Source organism: uncultured Shimia sp. (genome assembly GCF_947498095.1).
Taxonomy (GTDB): Bacteria; Pseudomonadota; Alphaproteobacteria; order Rhodobacterales; family Rhodobacteraceae; genus Shimia.
Genome location: NZ_CANMJE010000002.1, coordinates 423601 through 446481 on the forward strand (window position 1 = coordinate 423601; position 22881 = coordinate 446481).

Consider the following 22881-nt stretch of genomic DNA (forward strand, 5'->3'; position numbering starts at 1 on the left):
AGCGTGTTTCAATCATTAAATGAGACAAACATTCAGGGAGCAAGTCATGATCCGAACTCTGGTCACAGCCGCCATCGTTGCGGTTACAGCAACACTGGCGCTCGCCGAGGGCCGGTGGACCTCTATTCCACAACCCGCGGCCATGCCCGAAACCTCAAACAGCGGAACGGCAGCGGTTAACGGTATTGAGATGTACTATGCCGTCTACGGCGAGGCAGAGGGCACGCCCATCCTGATGATTCACGGTGGATTGGCTCATGCCGATATCTGGAGCGCCCAAGTGGCCGATCTGATGGCAGACTACAAAGTCATCGTCGCAGATACGCGTGGACACGGGCGATCAACCAACGATGGCAGCGACTACTCCTACGGGCTTTTGGCCTCGGATTACCTCGCGCTGATGGATCATCTTGGCGTTGAAAAGGTGCATCTGGTGGGATGGTCTGATGGAGCCAATATTGGCTATTCGATCAGCCAGACAAATCCAGAAAGACTGGCCACCCACTTTGCACATGCAGGCAACGTGACCTTAGATGGCATCGATCCGTCCGTTGAAACCAACGAGACCTTTGGCGCCTACGTCGGAGCTATGGCTGCGGATTACGCCAAATTGTCCCCTACGCCCGAAGGGTTTGAGGATTTTCTGGGCGGTGTGGCAGCCATGTGGGGCACTGAAAAGCCGGGTGGCGTGGACGCACTGGGTTCGGTTCCTGTGAAAACCGTTGTTGTGCAAAGCCAGTATGACGAAGCCATTTTGATGGCGCACGCAGAGATGATTGCGTCAACAATTCCCGGTGCAACTCTCGTGTTGCAGGAAAACGTGAGCCATTTCTCGATGTTCCAAGCACCGGACGAATACACGGCCGATATTAGGGCGTTCCTCGGAAATTGATCCTGACGCGCAGCGACGAAACCAAAAAGGCCCGCCGGCAGAACGGCGGGCCTTTTCTAAAGGTCATGTTTGCAGCGTTAGCGTCCTGAGCGCGCCATAAAAGCCAGGCGTTCAAAGAGGTGCACGTCTTGTTCGTTCTTCAACAGGGCGCCGTGCAATTTGGGCAACGCATTGGCGCCATCGCGGGCAAGATCTTCGGCATCCAGGTCTTCGGCCAGCAGCAGCTTGAGCCAGTCCAATACTTCTGAAGTGGAAGGTTTCTTTTTCAGCCCTGGTTGTTCGCGAATCTCAAAGAACTGAGTCAGGGCCGTTGTCAGCAACTGCTCTTTAATGCCCGGGTGATGCACTTCGACAATGGCGCGCATCGTGTCGTGATCGGGAAAGCGGATGTAGTGAAAGAAACAACGGCGCAAAAAGGCGTCAGGCAGTTCTTTTTCATTGTTCGATGTGATGATCATGATCGGGCGATGTTTTGCCTTGATCGTCTCACCGGTCTCGTAGACATGGAACTCCATCTTGTCGAGTTCCTGCAAAAGATCGTTAGGAAACTCAATATCGGCTTTGTCGATCTCATCAATCAGCAGGACGACTTTTTCGTCTGCTTCAAAGGCCTCCCAAAGCTTGCCTTTTTTGATGTAGTTCTTCACGTCATGGACGCGCTCTTCGCCCAGTTGGGAATCCCGTAGACGGCTGACGGCGTCGTATTCATACAGGCCTTGTTGCGCTTTGGTGGTGGACTTGATGTTCCATTCGATCATGCGCAACCCCAACGCTTCTGAGACCTGACGGGCCAATTCCGTCTTGCCTGTACCGGGCTCGCCTTTGACCAGAAGCGGTCGTTCCAGCGCTACGGCTGCGTTGACTGCAACATTCAGATCGTCCGTCGCGACGTAGCTTTTCGTGCCTTCGAATTTCATAGGATGTTTCCTGCGCGTGCGTTCAAACTTTGGCGCACCCTAGTGCGTTTCTGAATTGACGTGAAGTCCCAGAAGTTTTGACGCTGCGAACTAAGCAACAGTGGCCACCAGAGGTTGACAGTGACCAAAAAATTTGCGTTTTCCCAAAACGCTTTAATGAGGACAAAAATTCACCGCATTGCGACTTTAAGGGTAGTGACAATCTTCTGAAACAGGAGTAATGCCGTGGCCATAGAGAAGGGGGGTCTGATGTCTGAAGGAAATTTAGCGACGGACGTTAGCCACATCGAGGGAGCAGACATGAAAGCTGAGAACTTCCTGCCCGACGACTACCGTCCCGCAGAAGATGAACCATTCATGAACGAGCGTCAGCTCGAGTATTTCCGCCGCAAACTGGTTGATTGGCGCGAAGAATTGCTGGATGGCAGCCGCGACACGATCGAGGGGCTTCAGGAAAGCACACGCAACATTCCTGACGTGTCAGATCGCGCCAGCGAAGAAACTGATCGTGCATTGGAACTGCGTACCCGTGACCGTCAGCGCAAGCTGGTTGCCAAAATTGATTCGGCTCTGCGCCGCATTGACGAAGGCGAGTATGGCTATTGCGACGTCACCGGTGAGCCGATCTCACTCAAGCGTTTGGACGCACGTCCGATTGCGACCATGAGCCTTGAGGCTCAGGAACGTCACGAGCGTCGTGAAAAGGTCCATCGCGACGATTGATCCTGGCGGATCATCACAAAGATACATTGCGCCGGGGTCTTTATCCCCGGCGTTTTTCGTTTCAAAAGGCAGCTATGAGTATTTCGGGCAAGAAAATCACCATTGTTGGCGGCGGTATTGGCGGCCTGACGGCGGCTTTAGCGCTTCAGGCGCGCGGCGCCAAGGTGACCATTTTGGAACAAGCTCCGGCGATTACCGAAGTCGGTGCTGGCATTCAGGTCAGCCCCAACGGCTTTGCCGTGATGCAGGCGCTGGGGCTAGGTGACGCGTTTCGCGCGATTGCGGTTCGGGGGCAGGCAGTCGAATTACGCGACTATCGTGCCTCAAACCTGGTGGCGCGATTGGATCTCGGGCTGCTGCCCGAGGACCAACCCTATTTTTTCATACACCGCGCTGATCTGGTTGACCTGTTGGCCGAGGCAGCGCGCGCCGCGGGCGTCCGTCTGCGGCTGTTGCAGCATGTAGAGACTGTGAGGCCCGGCGTCGTGCCCGAAATCCAGATGACCAATGGCGCTGTGATGAAAGCTGATCTGGCGATCGGTGCGGATGGATTGCACTCTTACGTGCGCAAGGCACTGAACGGCACGATTGCCCCGTTCTTTACACGTCAGGTGGCTTGGCGGGCGACCATTCCCAATGACCTGAACCATCCGGCAGTTGCGCGTGTGCATATGGCGCCAAAACGGCACATGGTCAGTTACCCTTTGCGTGGTGGTGAACTCATCAATCTGGTGATGGTGCAGGAGCGCATGCAGTGGGCAGACGAAGGGTGGATGCACGAAGATGATCCTGCGAATTTGCGTGAAGCTTTTGCAGATTTTAGCGGTGAGGCTGCAAAAATGCTGGCGCGCGTGGACAAGGTCGGGCTTTGGGGGCTGTTCCGCCATCCTGTTGCTCCGAAGTGGATCGGCGAAAATGTTGCCATCCTAGGGGATGCTGCGCACCCCACGCTGCCGTTCATGGCCCAAGGGGCCGTTATGGCGATGGAAGATGCCTGGGTGCTGGCAGATGCTTTGGCCAAGGCCGATGATATGACTGTGGGTCTTGAATCGTATCAATCCCGTCGCGTTGAACGAGCCACCAAGGTGATCGAGACCGCCAGCGGAAATGCTTGGAAATACCACCTCAGTTTCCCACCTATTCGTATGGGTGCCCATCTGGGGCTGCGAGCGGTGTCCAAGCTGGCTCCAAAACGGCTATTGCAGCAGTTTGATTGGATCTATCGTCACGACGTGACAAAAGACAACTAAAGTCGGTTCAAACGCCTCTGCCCAAATCGACCTCAAACGTTTAGCACTTTGCCTTCTCGTGATCCGTGCTAGGTTTTGCGCAAGTCTTTGACAGAGGAGTGCCCAATGACCCGTTTCTTGCTGAGTGTGTCCCTTATTTGCTTTTTACCCGGTATGGCCTCATCCGAAAGCCTTTGGAACAAGGTCAAGAAAGGCGCATCTGACGCCGGTACGGCGGTTGGCAATACAGCGAATGATGTGGGAACAGCGGTTGGTAACACGGCAAATGATGTCGGCACAGCCATCGATAACACGGTGTCTTCGACCTCTGAGATGCTTTCGGATGAGGCGACACCAGCTGAAACCCGCGCGCGTATTGACAGCGGGGCAACCAGAACCCTGGCAGCACTCCTGGCCGAGAACCCGCAGGCGCAAATCCTTTATGATCAGAGCTATGGGTATGCCGTGTTTGATGCGCGCCAAGTTGCTATTCTAGGGGCGGCGGCCGGGTATGGTCGTGGCGTTGCGGTCGTGAAAGAAAGCGGTGCGCGCTCATATATGAGCATGGGAACAGGGGGCCTCGGGGTGGCGTTTGGCATTGGGGGCTTTGAGCGGCAGATCGTGATCTTGTTCGAAACCGCCGGGCATTTTGATGATTTCGTGCGCAACGGTTATGACGCCACGGCCGAAGCCAGCAGCATGACGGGCAATGACAACGACATGGAACAAGCCCGCTTTGTCGAAGGTCGCTCGTTCTATTACCTATCCAAAAATGGTTGGCGCGTGGCTGCGACGGCAACAGGGACCAAGTACTGGCTCGACAATGACTTGAACTGATCCCGACGCATTAGGCCGCCAACTCAACCCAGACCGGGACATGGTCTGAGGGCTTTTCACGTCCTCGGATTTCTTTGTCGATCTGGCAATCACGCAGCAGATCGGCACATTGCGGGCTGAGCAGAAAGTGGTCGATACGAATGCCATCGTCACGGTTCCACGCCCCGGCCTGATAATCCCAGAAACTATAGTGACCGGCGCCGTGCACACGAGCGCGGAATGCCTCGGTGAAGCCAAGATTCATCAGACGCCGAAAGGCGGCGCGGCTTTCGGGTCGGGCAAGGGCGTCTTCCTGCCACGCCTCGGGGCGCCGGGCGTCTTCGTCTTGGGGGATGATGTTGTAGTCGCCGGCCATCAGGAAGGGTTCTTCCATCGCCAGCAGTTCCTGCGCGCGCGCGTGAAGCCGTTCCATCCAGGCAAGTTTATAGTCGTACTTGGGGCCGGGGCAGGGGTTGCCATTCGGCAGGTAGAGACCACAGACCCGCACAGGGACATCCCCCATAACGGTAGCCTCGATCCAGCGGGCCTGTTCGTCGCTGTCATCGCCGGGCAGGCCGCGTGTGATGTCCTCCAGAGGGAGTTTTGACAGGATGGCGACGCCGTTAAAGGATTTTTGGCCGTGGGTTTCGACCTGATAGCCACGTTCTTCAAAGATTTCTCGCGGAAAAGCTTCGTCCACAGACTTAATCTCTTGGAGCAAAGCTACGTCAGGCTGCGCTTCATCCAGCCAGTCGGGTAGGGCGTTGATCCGCGCCTTGATGCCATTGATGTTAAATGTGGCGATTTTCACGGCGCTCTCCCTGCTCAGATTTTGTTAAGATTTATCCTCACTCCGTGAGGAGAGACAAGCCACCGCGACGAGAGGAGTAGAGAATCTCTCGAGTCGGCAGTGCGATTCCGGGCTCGGATTCGGCATCCCCCCAGATAGATTCGGATACACTTTATGGTTGAGTTTTCGAAATGTGGCGAAAATGAGGCGCAAAAAAGGCGAAAAAATGCAGCCAGCAACATGCAAATAATTTAATTTAAAAACAGATGGTTGGGGGATTTGTGGTTCTGAGATTGAAATTGATCTAACACCAAATGCGAGAAAAATTATTTTGCAAACCCGTTTAACGTGCAAGCCTGAAGAGGCTCAAAACTTCAAAACGAAACCTAACTCGGAGGGTCTTTCTTATGCTCGCAAAAAAATCTGTTGAAATGGTTAACGAAACCTTTGCAAACCGTGCGGTGCAGCGTTCTGGCACAAGCATTCATGACGGTATGAACACGGAAATGTTCACGTCTGGTCTATCGCCAGAGATGGCACAGGACGCAATGGCCGGTGATGGCGCCGAGATGTTCACATCCGGCCTTGTACAAATGTACACCTCGGGCCTGGCCGCCACCGGCAGCGCAACAGAGGCCGGCGATGGCACCGATCTGTTCACGTCGGGACTGGTGGAAATGTACACTTCGGGCCTCGCGGCAACCGGCGATGCGGTGGAAACCGGCGAAGGCACTGAAATGTTCACCAGCGGACTGGTGCAGATTTTTACGTCTGGTTTAGTGCCAACAGAAAAGGCCGAAGCCGAAGCGGGTGAAGGCAATGCGCTTTTCACCTCGGGCCTTTAAGACCGATTGCAACGGGAACGGGGCGCCGAGAGACGCCCCCTCTATACCACGGTGACTGACATGACCAACATTGTTCAACTCAACGTCCCGTCCCAGCGGCAATCTCAGCCTGACCATCACGCGGCATTGATGGCCAGTTTTGCCAGCTACCGTCGGTTTGGTGACGATGTGTTCTGGCTTAAAGAAAACGCCGAACTTCTGAACATTCTGGAATGTTCTGGGGCGTCGGCAAACGAAGTTGCGCTGGATGCCTATCGCGGCTTTTATGACAAGGGCGAAGACCGCCTGCGGTTCTTTCCGCAGTATTATCGGTTTCTCTTGTCGATCTGTTTGGATCTCGAAGACCTAGGAATGGATGGATCCAAAGGCGAAGAACTCACGAAATGGGTCTCAGAACAAGGGTTTGCGCACGCTGAACTTTCTGATCTTCAGCGCATGGAGGCGCGCCGCCTTATGGCACGTCGTGGATGTGACCCACTGGCAAATGACAGCAGTCTCGAAGAACGGATGCGTCGTTTCATTGCCCGGTCTGCAACCTTTTCCATGCCCAACAAAAAGGCCGCCTATGAACTGACACATGCGGTTTTCTATCTCTCGGAATATGGTCGCAAAGACCCGCAGCTTGACGGTGACATACGTACCTCGCTGGAATTTACCGGGCTTTTGGCCTTTTTAGAACAAAACGCGGATCTTTTGGCCGAGGTTTGCATCGCACTACGGTATGGCGGGTTTGACGTGCCAGTCGTCTGGGAAAACTGGTTGGTACGTCACACGCATCGCTTTGCGATTGAGACCGGTGGCCAGACAACGCCGATGGACGGCTACCATGAATTTCTGGTTTGCAACTGGATGATGTCGGTCTGTGGTCACAAGAGTTTTGCCAAGCCGGTCAAATCCGAACGTATGGCGTTCTTCCGCCCTGACGGGGTTGCAGGTCCGCTGCGTGAATTGTCGGAATGCATGTATAAACTGCCTGATCGTTCCGGTGATTGGGAGGTGATGCGCCGGGTCGTATTGGACCATCTCTCAGAGGATGCGCAGGCGGTTGTTGGCTGGGCTGAGACCTCCTGTGACAAATTTGGTGATTTTTTCTAAGGCTTTGCTCGCTCCGGTCGCTCAATGGCGGGGCACGCATGACACGCTTTAACAATACAGCGCTCGTGGGCACCGGTTTGGCGGTGCTCTACACGCTGATGATTTCCTCGGCAGACGCCATCACAAAGTTCATAGCCAAGGGCTATGCGGCACCTCAACTCTTTGCCCTGAGTGGTGCCATCGTGGTCGGCCTTGCCTGGGTATCGTCGCGGGCAGGGGGCACACGCCAACCCCTCAGAACCTCCTGCCCGCGCGCGATGGCTCTAAAGGCTGCCCTGACGATTGTTGGATCGGCCGCCTTTTTCTACGCATTTCGCTATCTTCCCTTTGCGGAAGTCTTTGTTTTCATTGGCTTGATGCCAATTTTTGCCGGGTTGTTTTCGGCACCAATATTGTCTGAACACGTCCGCCCCATGGCCTGGGCTGCGCTGGCGGCGGGTTTTGTCGGTGTGCTGTGCCTGTTCCCCGCTGGGCTGTCTTCGGTGTCTTTTGGCCATGGCATCGCGCTGATCGCGTGCCTGTGCGGCACACTTTCAATGGTTCTGGCGCGCTATATTGGCCGTCACGAAGACAACGCCCTGTCACAGGTGCTGTTCACCAATCTTGCGCTGTCGATCTCAATGGCTCTTGTACTGCCGTTTGTTTTTGTGCCGATGCCTCTGAGCGATTTGGTCTGGGTCGCCGCTTATGCAGTGTTCTTGTTTGCCGCCCGCCGGCTTTTGGTGGTGTCGTTGCGTCTGTTAAAAGCCTACACGGTCACGCCGCTGATGAACTTGCAGTTTGTCTGGATGGTTGTGCTAGGCGCGGTGTTCTTTGGCGAGGTGCCCGCCACCAATATCTACCTTGGTGTGGCCATCGTCATTGGGTCAGGTGTGTTTCTGGTCTGGGATCAAATGCAGCCGGATACACAGGTGTCCTTGCCACGTTTCTCTTGGATACGTCGCATAAGGTTTTCCAGATAAGAAATTGAATTAAATCGAAAAACTTGTGCCGCATCCGCAAGAACTTGTGGCGTTAGGGTTTTCAATCACAAACCTCGCGCCGATCAATTCTTCGCTAAAATCGATCACCGCATTGGCCAGAAATGGCAACGACACCTCATCAACCACAACCCGCTCACCATTACCTTCCAGTACCATGTCGTCCGCGGCAGGTTCGTCCAGCTTGATCTCGTATTGAAAGCCGGAACAGCCGCCGCCTTCGACCGCGACACGCAGGGCCTGACCCTGATCGGCGGCGCCAATCTCTGCAAGACGTTCAAAGGCACGGTCCGTGACTTTTGGCGGAAGGTTCATTTTGTCACTCCTGACAGGCGGTTCGCGCGAATTTGGCCGGTTTCCATGACAGCCAAGCTGCAATATAGAAATCAAAGGGACAGGCGACAAGGACCAACAACCATGCGAGCGCCATATGCCTCGGATCCGATGACAGCCAGGGGACGGCGTGTCGCGGAAGAGGAAAGCACCTTTCGCTCTTGCTTTCAGCGGGATCGCGATCGAATTATTCACGCGTCGGCCTTTCGGAGGCTGAAACACAAGACACAGGTTTTTGTGGAGCATGAAGGTGATTACTATCGCACACGGTTGACCCATTCGATTGAGGTCGCGCAAGTGGCACGCACCATTTCAGGAGCTCTGGGCTTGAACCCGGAACTGACTGAGGCCATCGCGCTGGCCCATGATCTGGGCCACACGCCGTTTGGTCACACCGGCGAAGACGCTTTGGACGCGCTGATGCAGCCCTATGGTGGCTTTGATCACAACGCACAAGCCATCCGCATTGTCACCTCGCTTGAGCGGCACTATGCCGGGTTTGATGGGTTGAACCTCACCTGGGAAACCCTTGAAGGCATTGCAAAACATAATGGTCCCGTTGTCGGAGATCTGCCCTATGCGCTATCCGATTACAACGCGCTGCACGATCTTGAACTGGACACTTATGCCAGCGCCGAAGCCCAGGTTGCAGCACTTGCCGATGACATTGCTTATAACAACCACGACCTGCATGACGGCTTGCGAGCGGGGCTGTTTTCCGAAGCAGATATCACCGACTTGCCGATCATCGGGCAGGCCTATGCTGACGTTGACAGCCGCTACCCCGACCTTGATCCGGTGCGTCGCCGCCACGAGGCCTTGCGCCGCGTCTTTGGCGTAATGGTGGCTGATGTGATCGACACGTCGCAAGCGCTGCTCACTCAAAGCGATGCTAAGTCTGTGGAAGATATCCGTGCCTATGGCGCGCCTGTGATCCAGTTTTCACCCTCACTGTGGCGCGATCTGCGGCAAATCCGCGATTTTCTGTTCACCCGCATGTACCGGGCTCCAGCCGTCATGGAAAAACGCGCCGAAGTCACAACCGTAGTTGAGGATCTGTTCCCGTTGTTTTTGAATCAGACCGATCTTTTGCCGAACCAATGGCAACCGGACATCGCAGCGGCGCCAGACAAAACCCATGTGGCACGGATCGTGTCAGATTACCTTGCCGGGATGACCGATCGCTATGCTTTGCAGGAGCATGAGCGGCTCTTCGGTTGACCTGACCGCCCACGGGTGTAAAACCCGGCCAAACCATTCAGGATGGGTCATATGAACCTCTTCACCGACATACGCGCGCTGGTTATCAGCGCTTTGGAAACCATGCAGTCCGAAGGCTCGTTGCCGGGCGATCTGGATTTCAAGAACGTGGCCGTTGAGCCACCCCGCGATGCGGCGCATGGCGACATGGCAACCAACGCGGCCATGGTGCTGGCCAAGCCCGCGAAAATGAAGCCGCGCGACATCGCCGAAGCTCTTGCCGGTAAGCTGGCCGAAGATGTGCGTGTGACCAGTGCCGAAGTGGCCGGCCCGGGGTTCTTGAACTTACATCTGGCGCCGACATTGTGGCAGGGTCTTGTCAAATCGGCGATCGAGTCCGGCGCAGATTTTGGTCGTTCGGACATGGGGCAGGGCCTAAAGGTAAATGTTGAGTATGTCTCGGCCAACCCGACCGGGCCTCTGCATGTGGGGCACACCCGTGGGGCCGTGTTTGGCGATGCACTGGCTTCATTGCTGGATTTCGTCGGTTTCAACGTCACCCGTGAGTATTACATCAACGATGGTGGCGCGCAGGTCGATGTTTTGGCGCGCTCTGTGTATCTGCGGTACCTCGAAGCGCACGGCCAAGAGGTCGCGTTCGAGGACGGGACCTATCCCGGCGACTATCTGGTGCCGGTTGGCGAGGCGCTGAAGGACAAGGTGGGTGACGCCTATGTCAACCAACCCGAAGGTGTGTGGCTGGTCGAGGTTCGCGACTATGCGACCGAAGCAATGATGGATCTGATCCGTGCCGACCTGAAGGCACTGGGCGTCGAGATGGACCTGTTCTATTCCGAGAAATCACTCTATGGCACGGGCCGGATTGAGGCTGCGCTAGAGACGCTTGAGAGCAAGGGCCTGATTTACGAAGGCGTGCTTGAACCACCCAAGGGCAAGAAACCCGAAGATTGGGAGCCACGCCAGCAGACCTTGTTCAAGTCGACCGAACACGGTGACGACGTGGACCGCCCGGTTAAGAAATCCGATGGCGCATGGACCTATTTCGCGCCAGACATTGCTTACCATTATGATAAGGTTTCCAGAGGCTTCGATGCCCTTATTGATGTGTTTGGTGCCGATCATGGTGGCTATGTCAAGCGTATGAAGGCGGCCGTGTCGGCATTGTCTGATGGCCGTGTGCCACTGGACATCAAGCTCACGCAACTGGTGAAGCTCTACAAGAACGGCGAACCGTTCAAGATGTCCAAACGCGCCGGTACTTTCATCACGCTGCGGGATGTTGTCGATCAGGTTGGTGCGGATGTCACCCGGTTCCACATGCTGACACGCAAGAACGACGCGCCGCTGGACTTTGATTTTGACAAAGTACTGGAGCAGTCCAAAGACAACCCGGTGTTTTACGTCCAATACGCCCATGCGCGGGTTTGCTCGGTGCTGCGTAAGGCGGCCGAGGCTGGCATTGCTGCGGATGATGCGACGCTCGCCGCCGCTGACCTTGCAAAACTCGACCATGAGGCCGAGATCACGGTGGCCAAAAAACTCGCCGAATGGCCGCGTCTGGTTGAGATTGCCGGGCGTACCAATGAGCCACACCGCGTCGCCTTTTACCTCTACGAATTGGCCAGCGAACTGCATGGACTTTGGAACAAGGGCAACGAAGAGACATCGCTGCGCTTTATCCAAGAGGGCGATCCGGCCACATCACAGGCGAAAATCGCCCTAGCGCGCGCCGTAGCCGTTGTTATTTCTGCTGGTCTTGGTATTCTCGGCGTAACTCCTGCGCAGGAGATGCGGTGATCAAGCTGCACATCGCGCGGGGTTAGAGGCATAGGCAAGACAACCCCGACGACACTGTATCGTCGTGGCAGTGAGGCGATAATGGCAGAGATTCCGATGTCGGGGCAGGGGATGACTCCTGAAGAACCCCGGACACTTGGTCCCCTAATCAATCTGTTCGGCGCCGTGGCGTCGCTGGCGCTGGTCGCCGGTGCAGGTGTGTGGGGCTACAAGCTCTTGGTACGTGACGTGAGCGGCGTTCCTGTCGTGCGAGCGGTCGAAGGACCGATGCGTGTTCAACCAGATGATCCCGGTGGACGCCAGGCAGAGCATCAGGGGTTGGCTGTGAATGCGGTTGCGGCGGATGGCGCTGCGGCTGCTCCTGCGGACCGTCTGGTTCTGGCGCCAGAGCCGATTGATCTGACCGCCGAAGACGAAAGACTGGTCGCCGCAAGTGTGCCGCAGGTTGAGCCCGCGACAACACGCGAGGCGCCCGCGCCACAAGACACCAGCGATATCGTGGCTCCTCCGCCCCTGTCTGCGGACAAAATCGATGCGATTTCTGAGTTGGCCAACCAGATTGCCGCCGAGACATCACCTTTGGCCAGTGATCCCAATGATGAAGTTGAGCCGGTCAAAACCTCTCTGGCAACGCCGGAAACGACTACGACGCCCGAGCCGGCAGCCACAGAGCCGGAAGCCGAACCGGTGGTCTTTACCAACGGCGTCAGCCATTCCTTGCGTCCGGTTCTGCGCCCGGAAGGGCTCGGAAACACTGACACACGATTGGCTTCTGCGGCGCCAGCAGACACGACTGCTGCGCCCAAAGCGATCGATGCAGATGCGATCCCGGCAGGGACGCATCTGGTTCAGCTTGGCGCCTTCGCAAGCGAAGACATCGCGGCCAGTGAATGGGATAAGTTGACGGTCCGGTTCGATGATTATCTGGGCAACAAGACACGTGTAATCCAACAGGCTACAAGTGGAGGGCGTGTGTTCTACCGTTTGCGCGCAATGGGGTTTGCCGACCTCAGCGATGCGCGGCGCCTGTGCTCTGCGCTCAAGGCTGAGCGCGCCGATTGCATTCCGGTCACGGTCCGTTGAGCCGCTTTAACGCGGCCATTTTCGGCTGTGATGGGCTGCGTTTGACCCCCGAAGAACGTGCGTTTTTTCGCGATGCTAATCCGTTTGGGTTCATTCTGTTTGCGCGCAATATCGACGGTCTCGAACAGATGCGATCCCTCACGGACGAACTGCGCGACTGCGTCGGACATCATGCTCCGGTCTTGATCGATCAGGAAGGCGGGCGTGTTCAACGCATGCGCCCACCGTTGGCCACCCAGTGGCTGCCACCGCTTGAGTTTGTGCAAAAGGCGCATCCGAATGCCGAGCGCGCTATGTATCTGCGCAGTGTGATTACGGCCGATGAGCTGCGGCAAGGCGGTGTAGATGCCAATTGCGCGCCCCTTGTCGATGTGGCCTGCGATGTGACGCACCCATTTCTGAAAGACCGCTGCTATGCCAGTGACCCTGACATGGTTGCGCGTTTGGGTCGCGCGGTGGCGGATGGTCATTTGGATGGTGGTGTGATGCCTGTCGTCAAACACATTCCGGGGCATGGGCGCGCCGAAGTGGACAGCCACCTTGATGTGCCGCGTGTCACGGCCCCGCGTGCAGCACTTGAACAGGATTTTGCACCTTTTCGTGCACTGAATGATCTCAGCATGGGGATGACCGCTCATCTGATCTTTGAAGACATCGACCCGCGTCCGGCGACGATTTCGCCGGTTATGATGTCCTTGATCCGTGACGAGATTGGCTTTGACGGCCTGATCATGACCGACGACATCTCAATGGAGGCCCTGTCCGGTACCGTGCCCGAACGCGCCGCGGCCGCCATTGCGGCAGGCTGTGATGCCGTGTTGCATTGCAACGGAACTCTTGCGGAACGGATCGCTGTGGCCAGCGCAATAGGGGATATGGGGCACGCCTCTCAGGCTCGCGCTCAAAGGGTTTTGGACACCGCCCCTGAGCGCCCCGCGCTTGACATTCCGGCGCTCACTGCCGAACTTGAAACCCTGATCTGACAGGCAGGGGCATGGCCGAAGAATTCTCGAGTGAACTCCAGACGGATGCAGTGGCTGCACGGCTTGCCGCCGAGGCGCTGATCGTCGACGTGGACGGCTTTGAAGGGCCGCTTGACCTGTTGCTGACCTTGTCGCGCACACAGAAAGTGGACCTGCGGAAAATCTCGATCCTTGAGCTGGCCCAGCAGTACCTCGCCTTTGTAGAAAAGGCGAAACAGTTGCGGCTTGAGCTGGCGGCAGATTACCTCGTGATGGCGGCTTGGCTGGCGTTTCTAAAATCGCGCCTATTACTGCCACCCGATCCATCAGAAGAGGGGCCAAGCGGTGAAGAACTGGCTGCACACCTCGCTTTTCAGCTTGAGCGCCTTCAGGCTATGCGGGATTCAGCCGCCAAGATCATGGCCCGTGATCGTCTGGGGCGTGATTTCTTTGCCCGAGGCATTCCCGAGGATGTCACCCGTATTCGCCGGGTGACCTATACCGCGACGCTTTTGGATCTGATGCAGGGCTATGCCCGCATTCGCACCCGTGATGACTTTCGCCCCTTCACGATGGACCGGGATTCGGTCTTTACAATGGAAGAAGCCCTGGAACGCATGCGCGGCCTGATTGGCTATGCAGGCGAATGGACGGACATATTGAGCTACCTGCCCGCAGGCTGGGAGAACGATCCACAAAAACGGCGTTCAGCAACGGCCTCGACTTTTGCCGCCTCTCTGGAGTTGGCCAAAGAAGGCAAAGTCGAAATTCGCCAGTCTGAGAGTTTCGCACCCATTCAGCTGCGCAAAAAAGATGAAGACCATGCCTGAAGATATTGAAGAAAAAGAAGAAAGCCTGTTTGAAGCGCCACCAATGGCCGAACAGGAACGCATGTGCGAAGCCATCCTTTTTGCCAGCGCAGAACCGGTTTCGGTCAAAGAACTGAACGACCGCATGCCACATGGCTGCGACGCCGCTGAGGCCCTGGTGCATCTGCGCAAGCGATACGAGGGGCGCGGCGTGCATGTGACCAAAGTCGGTGATGCCTGGGCCATGCGCACGGCCCCTGATCTTGGGTTCCTGATGCAAAAAGAGATGGTCGAAACGCGGAAATTATCCCGCGCTGCGATCGAAACGCTGGCGATCATTGCCTATCACCAGCCTGTCACGCGCGCCGAGATCGAAGAAATTCGCGGCGTGAGTGTCAGCCGGGGTACCGTCGATCAGCTCTTGGAAATGGAATGGATCCGCTTTGGACGTCGCAAGATGACGCCGGGGCGTCCTGTGACCTTTGTCGTGACGCCTCAGTTCCTTGACGAGTTTGGTCTTGAGAGCGCCCGTGATTTGCCGGGCCTCAAAGAACTGCGCGCCGCGGGTCTGTTGGAAAACCGCCCCCCTCCGGGCAGTATGCCCAAACTGGGCGAGAGCGAAGACGCAGAAGAAGAGGCCAGCGAAGGGCAGTCAGAACTGTTCGAGGATTGATGCCTAAGGCTCTGGAGCGGCGGTTTACCGCGCGATGCCTTAAATTCTGCACGATTTCACATTACATTATGGGTGAGGCAGTCAAGAAAAGTAGGGTGGCATCCAATGAATGCGAACCAATTGATGAACATGGTCATGCGTGTATTTATGCGCAAAGCTGTAAATTATGGCATTAAATCAGGCACTAAAGCCATGAGCCGTTCAGACGCAGCGGGTCGTGCCACGCCGCAGCAAGACCGTGGGCAACCCAAACAAGCGGCTCCTAAGTTTGACGCCAAACGCGCGAAACAATCCGCGCGCATGGTGCGAAGAATGACCCGCTTCTAAGAGTTTTCCAGAATTAGATCGCGACGAGCACGCAGCCGCGCGAACAGCGCTTCACTGGCCCCGAGAAATGCAAGCAGCGACGCGCCGATCAGGCACAACGTCAATCCGCCGCCCTCAAAAAGCGGGCGGAACGCCAATGTTGCGCCAAATACGCTCAGATACATGACAGTCGAGTTTAGTCCCATCACGGCGCCACGTTGAGAGGCATCCAATTGGCTGAGACGACCCACGGTCAGGTTCAGCCCAAGGTGTTGTACGATGCCCCAACCAAACATCATCGCAACGAGCACATAGTATGTGTCGCTCCAGAAAGTCATTGCGAGATAGTACAGTCCCAGAGCACTGAATACGGCCAAGAGCCCCCTGCGCGGGCCGACGCGGTCCAGCCAGGGGTCCAGTAAGGTCGACGCTCCGAATCCAAGCCCATACGACAACGTCAGCAATCCCGCATCGCTGACATTGCGGGACAGATTGTCGGTCAGATGGGCGCCGAGAAAGTTGTAGACGCCATAGAAGCCTGTTCCCAGCATCAGCACCGAAAACAATGCGGGCAAAATTCCGGGTACCTGGAGGGCGCTAAATGGCGAGGTTGTCACGTCACTGACAGTGTGAGGCGGGAAGTTTGCATAGTGTACTGGCACAAAGATGGCCACGATGCCGATGCCAAGCAGGCCAAATACGGATCGCCAGCCCCAGAAATCAGCGATGAACGCTGCAAGCGTGACACCGCCAACCATTGAGAGCGTCCATCCTGTCAGAACCAGCCCCATAACGCGTGCTTCTTTCCCTTTCGGCGCGATAATCGCCGCAAGCGAATAAATCGCCGGGAGAGCAATGCCGACGCCAGCCCCAGTCAAGCCCTGACCAAGGCTCAGGATCAGAAGAGAAGGTGCAAAGCCACTTGCAGCCATACCAAGAATGACCAGAATCAACCCTTGTTTCAGGGCTTTGGGCGCGCCAATGCGATCTGCGCGAGGGGCCAGGAACAAGGCCGACAGAGCGACGCCAAAACCATAGATTGCAGCCGCAGTCATGACCTCGGCGGCACTGCCAACTCCAAGGCCTTGGGCCACTTCAGCGGCGATTGGTGACAACACCAATGAGTTGGCGCCAATCAATCCGACACAGAGCATAAGCAAAAGGATCATCCGTCAGAGCCTTGAATTGATGAATGTGGTTCGGTACCTCTCCTAAAGGGGAGATTGTGTTCAGGAAAGAGACCATGACTGAGACCGGGAAAGAAACAGATAATCTTCGGCAGAATGCCCCGCGGTCCAAGCCGCTGGATGCGTTGGATCGAAAAATATTAGGTGCCCTGTCCGAGGACTCCACCCGCTCTTATGCGGATTTGGGGCGTGAAGTTGGCCTATCTGCGCCTGCCGTGCATGAGCGCGTTAAACGCTTGCGGGCCACTGGCGTGATTAAACGCACCAGTGCGGATCTGCATGGACCGTCTTTGGGCAAGGACTTTCTGGCCTTTGTCCATGTTGAGGCCGCAGGGTGGGGCAAGACCGAAGGTATTTTGGAATTGTCACGGTTGCCCGAAGTCGAAGAGGTGCATGCCGTTACCGGAGACACCGGTCTGATCCTCAAGGTGCGCATGGATTGCCCCGAGGCGATGGAAGGGTTTCTGTGGCGTATCTATGACATGCCAGGGGTTCGCAGCACGCGCACTTATGTCGTTCTGTCCACTCACTTGGAGCGCGGAGTTCAAGCAGGGATCAGCCCCGAGCTGTCACAGGGGGATCACGTCAAATGAAATCGGGATGTCACATGCCAAAGGCATCACAGATCGCGTCGTAACCACTGTTTCCTTGGGAACATCGCGTCTCCAGAAAACTGGAATTCATCTTGTCGGGGCACTCTTGAGAGATCCTTGAATACGTTTCCTGACTGCGGTCATAGTGCCATCTGGCCTCTTCATACATGTCGCTGGCCTCGTTGCTGAAGCTCTCTAAATCGTTTTCAGCTCGCTCATAGCGATCAAAAGCCCGGTGGTACTTGTCCCAAACCTCGTCGCTGTCCTGCATGATTTTGAGAATGGCCTCCAGCCGGTCAACTTCGTCTCTTTCGATATCACGCCGGCGCACAATATAGTCACGAATGTCGAAAAGACGGTCTTCTGCGTGCTTATAGGCATCCCATTCCAACCGGTGCGCAGCCGCCTTTTGATACAGGGGTGCACAGCGTTCAAAGCTACTCTCATCCGCCAAAACCGCGGGCGTAACTCCACTTATGGCCAAGCAAGCCACGAGCGTCCGAAAACCAAAGTTGCGCATTGTCATCCCCCAAACCCTAAGACTACAGGCTAAGAAATCTGAGGCAAAAAGCAACCGCGGGGTTAGACAGTCTTGAAGTGCTTGGAGAGCTTAAGGCCCTGGCCCTGATAGTTTGATGCGATACCGGCGCCATAGAGCTGGTCGGGAATGTCGGCCATTCGCTCATAAACCAGACGGCCCACAACCTGCCCATGTTCCAGCACGAAAGGTGCCTCGTGGCAGCGCACTTCAAGCACTCCGCGCGAGCCTGCGCCTCCGGCAGCGTCATGACCAAAACCGGGATCAAAGAAGCCCGCGTAGTGCACACGAAACTCACCAACCATGGCCAAAAAGGGTGCCATTTCTGCGGCATAGGCGGGGGGGATGTGAACTGCCTCGCGGCTGACGAGGATATAAAACGCACCGGGATCAAGGATGATCATGCCATCCGAAGCATGCAGCTCTTCCCAGTATTCCGATGGGTCGTAATGGCCAATGTTATCGAGATCAATAACGCCGGTATGGGGTTTGGCGCGATAGCCGACCAAGGTGCCGGACGCAGGCTTCAGATCAACCGAAAACCCTAACCCCTCGTCAATCACGGCGTCGCCGTCAACCAATGGCGAGCGTTCGTGCAGCACATGCAGGTCGGGATCGCTGAGAATGCTTTGCCCCTGACGAAAGCGGATTTGATTCAGCCGCATGCCGGGGCGCACCAGGACAGAGAATGAACGCGGGCAGATCTCTGCATAGAGTGGACCCTGATAACCGGATTGAATGCGATCAAACTCGGTACCCCCGTCGGTGATTGTGCGGGTCAGCAGATCAAGTCGTCCGGTTGAGCTTTTGGCATTGGCCACGGCCTGCACGTCGTCGGGCAGGTTCAGGCTCTCCATCAGCGGCACAACGTAGACACAGCCTTTTTCCAGAACCGCACCACCGTTGAGGTCAATGCGGTGCATTTCAAACTCTTCCAGCCGATCTGCAACGCTGCGATCTTGCCCTGCCAGAAACGAGGCGCGCACCCGGTAGGCTACGGTGCCAAGACGCAGGTCAAGGCTGGCCGGTTGAACCTGTCCATCTACCGCTGGAAGATCTGTAATGATCTCTCCAGAAACTAGCATATTTTCAATCGTTTGGCTGGGTATTACGCCGGTCATCATCATCCCTCTGGATACAAAAAACGCCCGGGCCTTACGGCACACGGGCGGTTTTGATTGGTCGGGCTAGCAGGACTCGAACCTGCGACCTTCCGTCCCCCAGACGGACGCGCTACCAGGCTGCGCCATAGCCCGACGTGAGAGCGTTCATAGCGAATTTGGGGACGGGAGCAAGTCAAAAAATGCGAAACCTGCCTAGGCATTTCCGGTTTCAGCGATCCGCTCGCGCAGGGCTGCAAGTCTTGTCAACAAATCGCCCACTTCGGAACGGTTTTTGGCGTCGATTGCATGGGTGGCAACGACGTCGGGCAACAGGGATTTTCCGGGTTCCATATTGGTCTGCTCTGATTGTTTGTTGTTTTTGGCTTCGGGGGCAGGGGTATCGCTTGCGATTTTTGCGGCGATCGCGTCAGCGGTGGGGGCGACAGAGTCTTCTGATGCATCCCCTTGGTTGTCATCAGACTCAACCGGAGCTGCGTCGTCGGCCTTTATCTCATCCGGAGCGTCTGAGACCGTGTCGAAAGTGACCCGTTGCAAAAATGCGGGCATCTCGTCCTGTGACGGAAGATCTTCGGGCGTTGGAGCTGATGTGTCGTCGCTTGGTTCAGTTGCAGTATCCTGATCCTGCACGCCTTCGGCTTTCGATGCGGCCTGAACGGGGAACAAATCGCCAGCGACCTCGCTCAGATCCTCTTCATCTACCTCTGGTGCTTCGGTGGGCTTGGCAAACTCCAAGACCTCAGCCGGTGAAATCTCGGGGGGCTGAACTTCGGTTTCAACCGTTGCGGCCACTGTCTTTTCTTCGATTTCGTCGTCCAAGGGCTGTGACAGGGCAGAGACATGCTTAATGCCCTTTTCGCGCAGCAGTTTCTGCGCACCCTTTATGGTCATGCCGTCGTCATGCAGAAGTTTCTTGATGCCGCCCAACAGGCGCATGTCTGCGGGGCGATAGTACCGCCGTCCGCCAGCGCGTTTTACGGGCTTAACTTGGGAAAACTTGCTTTCCCAAAAACGCAGGACATGGGCCTGAGTATCAAGCCAGTCCGCAACTTCGCTGATCGTGCGAAAGGCGTCTTTGGATTTGCCCATCGCGCTTACCCTGCCTTAGCTCTTATTTCCGGCTGCGACGCGTTCTTTCATAAGATGCGAAGGACGGAAGGTAAGAACGCGGCGTGGACTGATCGGAACTTCCTGACCGGTCTTGGGGTTGCGACCGACGCGTGCGGCTTTGTCGCGAACGCTGAACGTGCCGAATGAGGAGATCTTGACCTGCTCACCGCGGACCAGTGAATCAGACATATGGTTGAGCACCGACTCGACCAATTGTGCCGAGTCATTTCGCGAAAGACCGACTTCGCGGAACACCGCTTCGCTCAGGTCCATCCGGGTCAAAGTCTTTTCGCTCATAGTCAGTCCCCCTATTAGTTAGACCCAACATTAGGAGGAAGCAAAATTGCGAGTCAACAAGAACCGCTTGGAAACAGCGGTTTAGCGCTAATTGTTCAGAGGTTTGGGGCGAAAAAGGGGTGGATTACCAACGAAGGACCACTGAACCCCATGCCAAACCGCCACCAATCGCCTCGGTCACAAGCAGATCTCCGGTCTTAATCCGGCCCTCTGCAACCCCGACAGAGAGGGCCAAGGGAATCGATGCAGCCGAGGTATTGCCGTGGTCCTGCACCGTGACAATCACACGATCCATCGGCACGCCCATCTTTTTGGCGGTGCCCTTAATGATGCGGATATTGGCCTGGTGAGGGACGATCCAATCGACCGAGTCGTCGGTGAGGCCAATCTTGTCCAAGGCCGTGTGTGCGGTCGAGGTCAGCTTTTCGACCGCCTGCCGGAACAGCGCATTGCCTTGCATGCGCAATTTGCCCGACTCTCCGTTGGTCGAGACGCCGCCATCCACGAACAGCATCTCTTTGTAGCGGCCGTCGGAATTCAGATCTGCGGACAGGATGCCGCGATCATCGCTGGTGCCATTGCCAACTTCGGCCTGCAGCACCAGTGCGCCTGCACCATCTCCGAACAGCACGCAGGTGGCACGATCTTCCCAGTCCATGATCCGGCTGAAGGTTTCAGCGCCCACGACCAAAACGGTCTTGCATTGACCCGACAGGATCAACGCATTGGCATTGGTCAGTGCATAGACAAATCCGGCACAAACTGCCTGCACATCAAAGCCAAAGCCGCGTGTCATGCCCAGTTTGTTTTGCAACATCGTGGCGACAGATGGAAAGGTCAGGTCCGGGGTCGATGTGGCGACGACGATACCGTCAATATCGTCGGCATCCATACCTGCATCGGCCAGGGCCGCTTTGCAGGCCTCAAATCCCAGATCCGAGGTGGTCTGACCCTCGGCCGCAAAATGACGCCGTTCAATGCCCGAGCGCGAGCGAATCCATTCATCCGACGTATCGAGAAAGTTTTCGAACTCGGAATTGGGTACAACTCGTTCGGGCAGATAGTGCCCAACGCCTTTGACCACGGCGCGTAATGTCATATTTGGGTCCCGTTATTGGCTGTCGTCCGCTGACGTCGCGGCATCTTGGGGCAGGCTCACTGCGGATGCAACCCGCGCTGCCAGTTTTTCGGCAAAGCCTGACTGCCCCAGTTTAAAGGCCAGTTTGATCGCCGCGGACACACCCGTCGCATCCGATGCGCCATGGGATTTCACCACCGTGCCATTGAGCCCCAAAAAGACCCCGCCATTCACGCGGCGAGGGTCAATGCGTTTGTTAAGACGGCGGAGCGACGGATAGGCGAGTAGGGCGGCAAGTCGAGACAGCGGCGTGTATTTAAAGGCTTCGCGCAGCAGTTCCCCAACGAGGCTTGCAGTGCCTTCACCGGTTTTCAATGCCACATTCCCGGTAAACCCGTCGGTGACGATCACATCAACCGAGTCACCAGGCAGATCGCGTCCTTCCACAAAGCCAACAAATTCAAAATTCGCCGCATCGGCGTTTTCCTGGATCATTTCATGCGCCAGTTTGAGTTCAGGACGGCCTTTGTGCTCTTCGGTACCAACGTTCAGCAGGCCGATGCGCGGACGGGCCAACTCCATGCCGTTGCGGGCATAGGACGCTCCCATCAGCGCGTATTGCAGCAGGTCATTTTCATCGGCGCTGATGTCAGCACCGGCATCCAGCATGATGTTGAAACCCTGTGGATTCCGCGATGGCCATAGGACGGCAATTGCCGGGCGGGTGACCCCGGGGATTTTGCGCAGACGAACCACCGACAGCATCATCAGCGCGCCCGTGTTGCCACAGGACACAACTGCGTCTGCCTCACCATCACGGACACAGTCAATGGCGGCCCACATCGAAGTGTCCTTGCCATTGCGCATCACATCACGAGGCTTGTCTTCCATTGAGACAACACCACTCGCGTCGCGAATCTCAACCCGATCAACCAAGTGCTTCTTCTTGGCGACCAGGTTTTTTAGTTTTTTGGCAGGGCCGTGCAGAATGAACCCGATATCAGGGTTCTTCTTGGCAGAACGCGAAATGCCGGCAACTACAGCTGCCGGCCCGCGATCGCCACCCATGGCGTCAATAGAGATGATGGTGCGCCCGGCACCCGCTTTCCGTGATGTGTTCTCAGCGGTCATGCGGGCCGGATCCCCGTCTCTTATGCCGCGTCTTCGTCCAGATCGACGTCTTCGACCATCGCAACGACTTCACGGTCGTCATAGTGGCCGCAGGACGCGCAAACGTGGTGAGGGCGTTTCAGTTCGCCACAGTTTGGGCATTCATTCGGGTTCGCTGCAACCAGTGCGTCATGTGCACGGCGATTGTTGCGGCGCGATTTCGATACTTTGTTCTGCTGGACAGCCATGTCGCAACCTTCGATTTCTGGGGCGGGATGCCGATGCATCGTGCCCGTTTTCCTGAGCGTCCCGAGGCATTACGCGGTCTGCGCGCCCAAGTCCAACTCTAAATTCCAATGAGCGCGCGAAAATACTG

General features: G+C 56.4%; 26 protein-coding genes and 1 tRNA gene. 15 read left to right on the plus strand and 12 right to left on the minus strand.

The annotated features are described in order from the left end of the window. Positions 1 to 46: 46 nt before the first annotated feature. Complete coding sequence (locus Q0932_RS05300) at positions 47 to 892, plus strand: alpha/beta fold hydrolase (protein WP_299350315.1); 846 nt, start codon at positions 47 to 49, stop codon at positions 890 to 892. Between the two features lie 77 nt (positions 893 to 969). Here Q0932_RS05300 and Q0932_RS05305 read toward each other — a convergent pair whose 3' ends face one another. Then, positions 970 to 1809, minus strand: coding sequence for a MoxR family ATPase (locus Q0932_RS05305; protein WP_299350317.1), 840 nt, complete (start codon positions 1807 to 1809; stop codon positions 970 to 972). 300 nt (positions 1810 to 2109) lie between these two features. Here Q0932_RS05305 and dksA point away from each other — a divergent pair, with 300 nt between their 5' ends. From dksA to Q0932_RS05320, 3 genes are all read left to right on the plus strand, one after another. After that, positions 2110 to 2532 carry an RNA polymerase-binding protein DksA gene (gene dksA, locus Q0932_RS05310; RefSeq protein WP_299350641.1) on the plus strand — a complete coding sequence of 141 codons (423 nt, stop codon included), beginning with the start codon at positions 2110 to 2112 and terminating at the stop codon, positions 2530 to 2532. 74 nt (positions 2533 to 2606) lie between these two features. Then, positions 2607 to 3782, plus strand: coding sequence for an FAD-dependent monooxygenase (locus Q0932_RS05315; RefSeq protein ID WP_299350319.1), 1176 nt, complete (start codon positions 2607 to 2609; stop codon positions 3780 to 3782). Positions 3783 to 3887: 105 nt separating this feature from the next. Next, positions 3888 to 4598 carry a hypothetical protein gene (locus tag Q0932_RS05320; protein ID WP_299350321.1) on the plus strand — a complete coding sequence of 237 codons (711 nt, stop codon included), beginning with the start codon at positions 3888 to 3890 and terminating at the stop codon, positions 4596 to 4598. A 10-nt stretch (positions 4599 to 4608) separates the two neighbouring features. Here the strand turns inward: Q0932_RS05320 and xth are convergent, their stop codons facing one another. After that, positions 4609 to 5388: an exodeoxyribonuclease III gene (gene xth / locus Q0932_RS05325; protein ID WP_299350322.1), complete on the minus strand. Its 780-nt coding sequence runs from the start codon at positions 5386 to 5388 to the stop codon at positions 4609 to 4611. Between the two features lie 386 nt (positions 5389 to 5774). On the opposite strand from xth, the gene Q0932_RS05330 reads away from it, so the two are divergent. Genes Q0932_RS05330 through Q0932_RS05340 form a run of 3 tightly spaced genes read left to right on the plus strand, consistent with a single transcriptional unit; the run spans position 5775 to position 8269 of the window. Next, positions 5775 to 6212: a DUF6749 domain-containing protein gene (locus tag Q0932_RS05330; protein WP_299350324.1), complete on the plus strand. Its 438-nt coding sequence runs from the start codon at positions 5775 to 5777 to the stop codon at positions 6210 to 6212. Between the two features lie 60 nt (positions 6213 to 6272). Continuing rightward, positions 6273 to 7307, plus strand: a complete 1035-nt coding sequence (locus Q0932_RS05335; protein ID WP_299350326.1) for a hypothetical protein — start codon at positions 6273 to 6275, stop codon at positions 7305 to 7307. A 38-nt stretch (positions 7308 to 7345) separates the two neighbouring features. Next, positions 7346 to 8269, plus strand: coding sequence for a DMT family transporter (locus tag Q0932_RS05340; RefSeq protein WP_299350327.1), 924 nt, complete (start codon positions 7346 to 7348; stop codon positions 8267 to 8269). Between the two features lie 9 nt (positions 8270 to 8278). Here the strand turns inward: Q0932_RS05340 and Q0932_RS05345 are convergent, their stop codons facing one another. Further along, entirely contained in the window at positions 8279 to 8602 is a 324-nt protein-coding gene (locus Q0932_RS05345; protein ID WP_299350329.1) for an iron-sulfur cluster assembly accessory protein, read from the minus strand. A gap of 102 nt (positions 8603 to 8704) precedes the next feature. On the opposite strand from Q0932_RS05345, the gene Q0932_RS05350 reads away from it, so the two are divergent. From Q0932_RS05350 to Q0932_RS05380, 7 genes are all read left to right on the plus strand, one after another. Continuing rightward, on the plus strand, positions 8705 to 9841 hold the full coding sequence (locus Q0932_RS05350; protein ID WP_299350330.1) for a deoxyguanosinetriphosphate triphosphohydrolase: 1137 nt from the start codon (positions 8705 to 8707) through the stop codon (positions 9839 to 9841). A 51-nt stretch (positions 9842 to 9892) separates the two neighbouring features. Then, positions 9893 to 11638 carry an arginine--tRNA ligase gene (argS, locus tag Q0932_RS05355; RefSeq protein ID WP_299350332.1) on the plus strand — a complete coding sequence of 582 codons (1746 nt, stop codon included), beginning with the start codon at positions 9893 to 9895 and terminating at the stop codon, positions 11636 to 11638. An 81-nt stretch (positions 11639 to 11719) separates the two neighbouring features. Continuing rightward, positions 11720 to 12721, plus strand: coding sequence for an SPOR domain-containing protein (locus Q0932_RS05360; protein ID WP_299350333.1), 1002 nt, complete (start codon positions 11720 to 11722; stop codon positions 12719 to 12721). After that, the gene (locus Q0932_RS05365; protein ID WP_299350335.1) at positions 12718 to 13704 is read left to right on the plus strand and encodes a glycoside hydrolase family 3 N-terminal domain-containing protein; all 987 of its coding nucleotides are present in this window, start codon (positions 12718 to 12720) and stop codon (positions 13702 to 13704) included. Before Q0932_RS05360 ends, Q0932_RS05365 begins: the two co-directional genes overlap by 4 nt. An 11-nt stretch (positions 13705 to 13715) precedes the next feature. Continuing rightward, positions 13716 to 14513 carry a ScpA family protein gene (locus Q0932_RS05370; RefSeq protein WP_299350337.1) on the plus strand — a complete coding sequence of 266 codons (798 nt, stop codon included), beginning with the start codon at positions 13716 to 13718 and terminating at the stop codon, positions 14511 to 14513. Then, positions 14506 to 15165 (plus strand): SMC-Scp complex subunit ScpB, encoded by a 660-nt coding sequence (gene scpB, locus Q0932_RS05375; RefSeq protein ID WP_299350339.1) that lies wholly within the window; start codon positions 14506 to 14508, stop codon positions 15163 to 15165. The genes Q0932_RS05370 and scpB overlap by 8 nt, the downstream gene beginning before the upstream one ends. A gap of 105 nt (positions 15166 to 15270) precedes the next feature. Then, the gene (locus Q0932_RS05380; protein ID WP_299350340.1) at positions 15271 to 15492 is read left to right on the plus strand and encodes a hypothetical protein; all 222 of its coding nucleotides are present in this window, start codon (positions 15271 to 15273) and stop codon (positions 15490 to 15492) included. Here the strand turns inward: Q0932_RS05380 and Q0932_RS05385 are convergent. Next, a complete protein-coding gene (locus Q0932_RS05385; RefSeq protein WP_299350342.1) occupies positions 15489 to 16640 on the minus strand; it encodes an MFS transporter in 1152 nt (383 codons plus the stop codon). The two genes, Q0932_RS05380 and Q0932_RS05385, sit on opposite strands and share 4 nt — an antisense overlap. Before the next feature lie 74 nt (positions 16641 to 16714). Between Q0932_RS05385 and Q0932_RS05390 the strand changes: the two genes are divergently transcribed. Next, a complete protein-coding gene (locus Q0932_RS05390; protein WP_299350344.1) occupies positions 16715 to 17251 on the plus strand; it encodes an Lrp/AsnC family transcriptional regulator in 537 nt (178 codons plus the stop codon). Positions 17252 to 17261: 10 nt separating this feature from the next. Here the strand turns inward: Q0932_RS05390 and Q0932_RS05395 are convergent, their stop codons facing one another. The 8 genes from Q0932_RS05395 to rpmF form a co-directional block, all read right to left on the minus strand. Then, positions 17262 to 17771, minus strand: a complete 510-nt coding sequence (locus tag Q0932_RS05395) for a hypothetical protein (RefSeq protein ID WP_299350346.1) — start codon at positions 17769 to 17771, stop codon at positions 17262 to 17264. A 62-nt stretch (positions 17772 to 17833) separates the two neighbouring features. Beyond that, the gene (locus Q0932_RS05400; protein WP_299350348.1) at positions 17834 to 18910 is read right to left on the minus strand and encodes a 2'-deoxycytidine 5'-triphosphate deaminase; all 1077 of its coding nucleotides are present in this window, start codon (positions 18908 to 18910) and stop codon (positions 17834 to 17836) included. Between the two features lie 58 nt (positions 18911 to 18968). Further along, positions 18969 to 19045: transfer RNA gene (locus Q0932_RS05405), tRNA-Pro, on the minus strand. Between the two features lie 60 nt (positions 19046 to 19105). Beyond that, entirely contained in the window at positions 19106 to 19999 is an 894-nt protein-coding gene (locus Q0932_RS05410) for a MerR family transcriptional regulator (protein ID WP_299350349.1), read from the minus strand. Between the two features lie 15 nt (positions 20000 to 20014). After that, positions 20015 to 20317 (minus strand): integration host factor subunit alpha, encoded by a 303-nt coding sequence (gene ihfA / locus Q0932_RS05415; protein ID WP_299350351.1) that lies wholly within the window; start codon positions 20315 to 20317, stop codon positions 20015 to 20017. 124 nt (positions 20318 to 20441) lie between these two features. Next, positions 20442 to 21416: a beta-ketoacyl-ACP synthase III gene (locus Q0932_RS05420; RefSeq protein WP_299350353.1), complete on the minus strand. Its 975-nt coding sequence runs from the start codon at positions 21414 to 21416 to the stop codon at positions 20442 to 20444. Between the two features lie 12 nt (positions 21417 to 21428). Continuing rightward, positions 21429 to 22526 (minus strand): phosphate acyltransferase PlsX, encoded by a 1098-nt coding sequence (plsX, locus tag Q0932_RS05425; RefSeq protein ID WP_299350355.1) that lies wholly within the window; start codon positions 22524 to 22526, stop codon positions 21429 to 21431. Positions 22527 to 22546: 20 nt separating this feature from the next. Continuing rightward, entirely contained in the window at positions 22547 to 22753 is a 207-nt protein-coding gene (gene rpmF, locus Q0932_RS05430) for a 50S ribosomal protein L32 (RefSeq protein ID WP_058311355.1), read from the minus strand. Positions 22754 to 22881 lie beyond the last annotated feature (128 nt).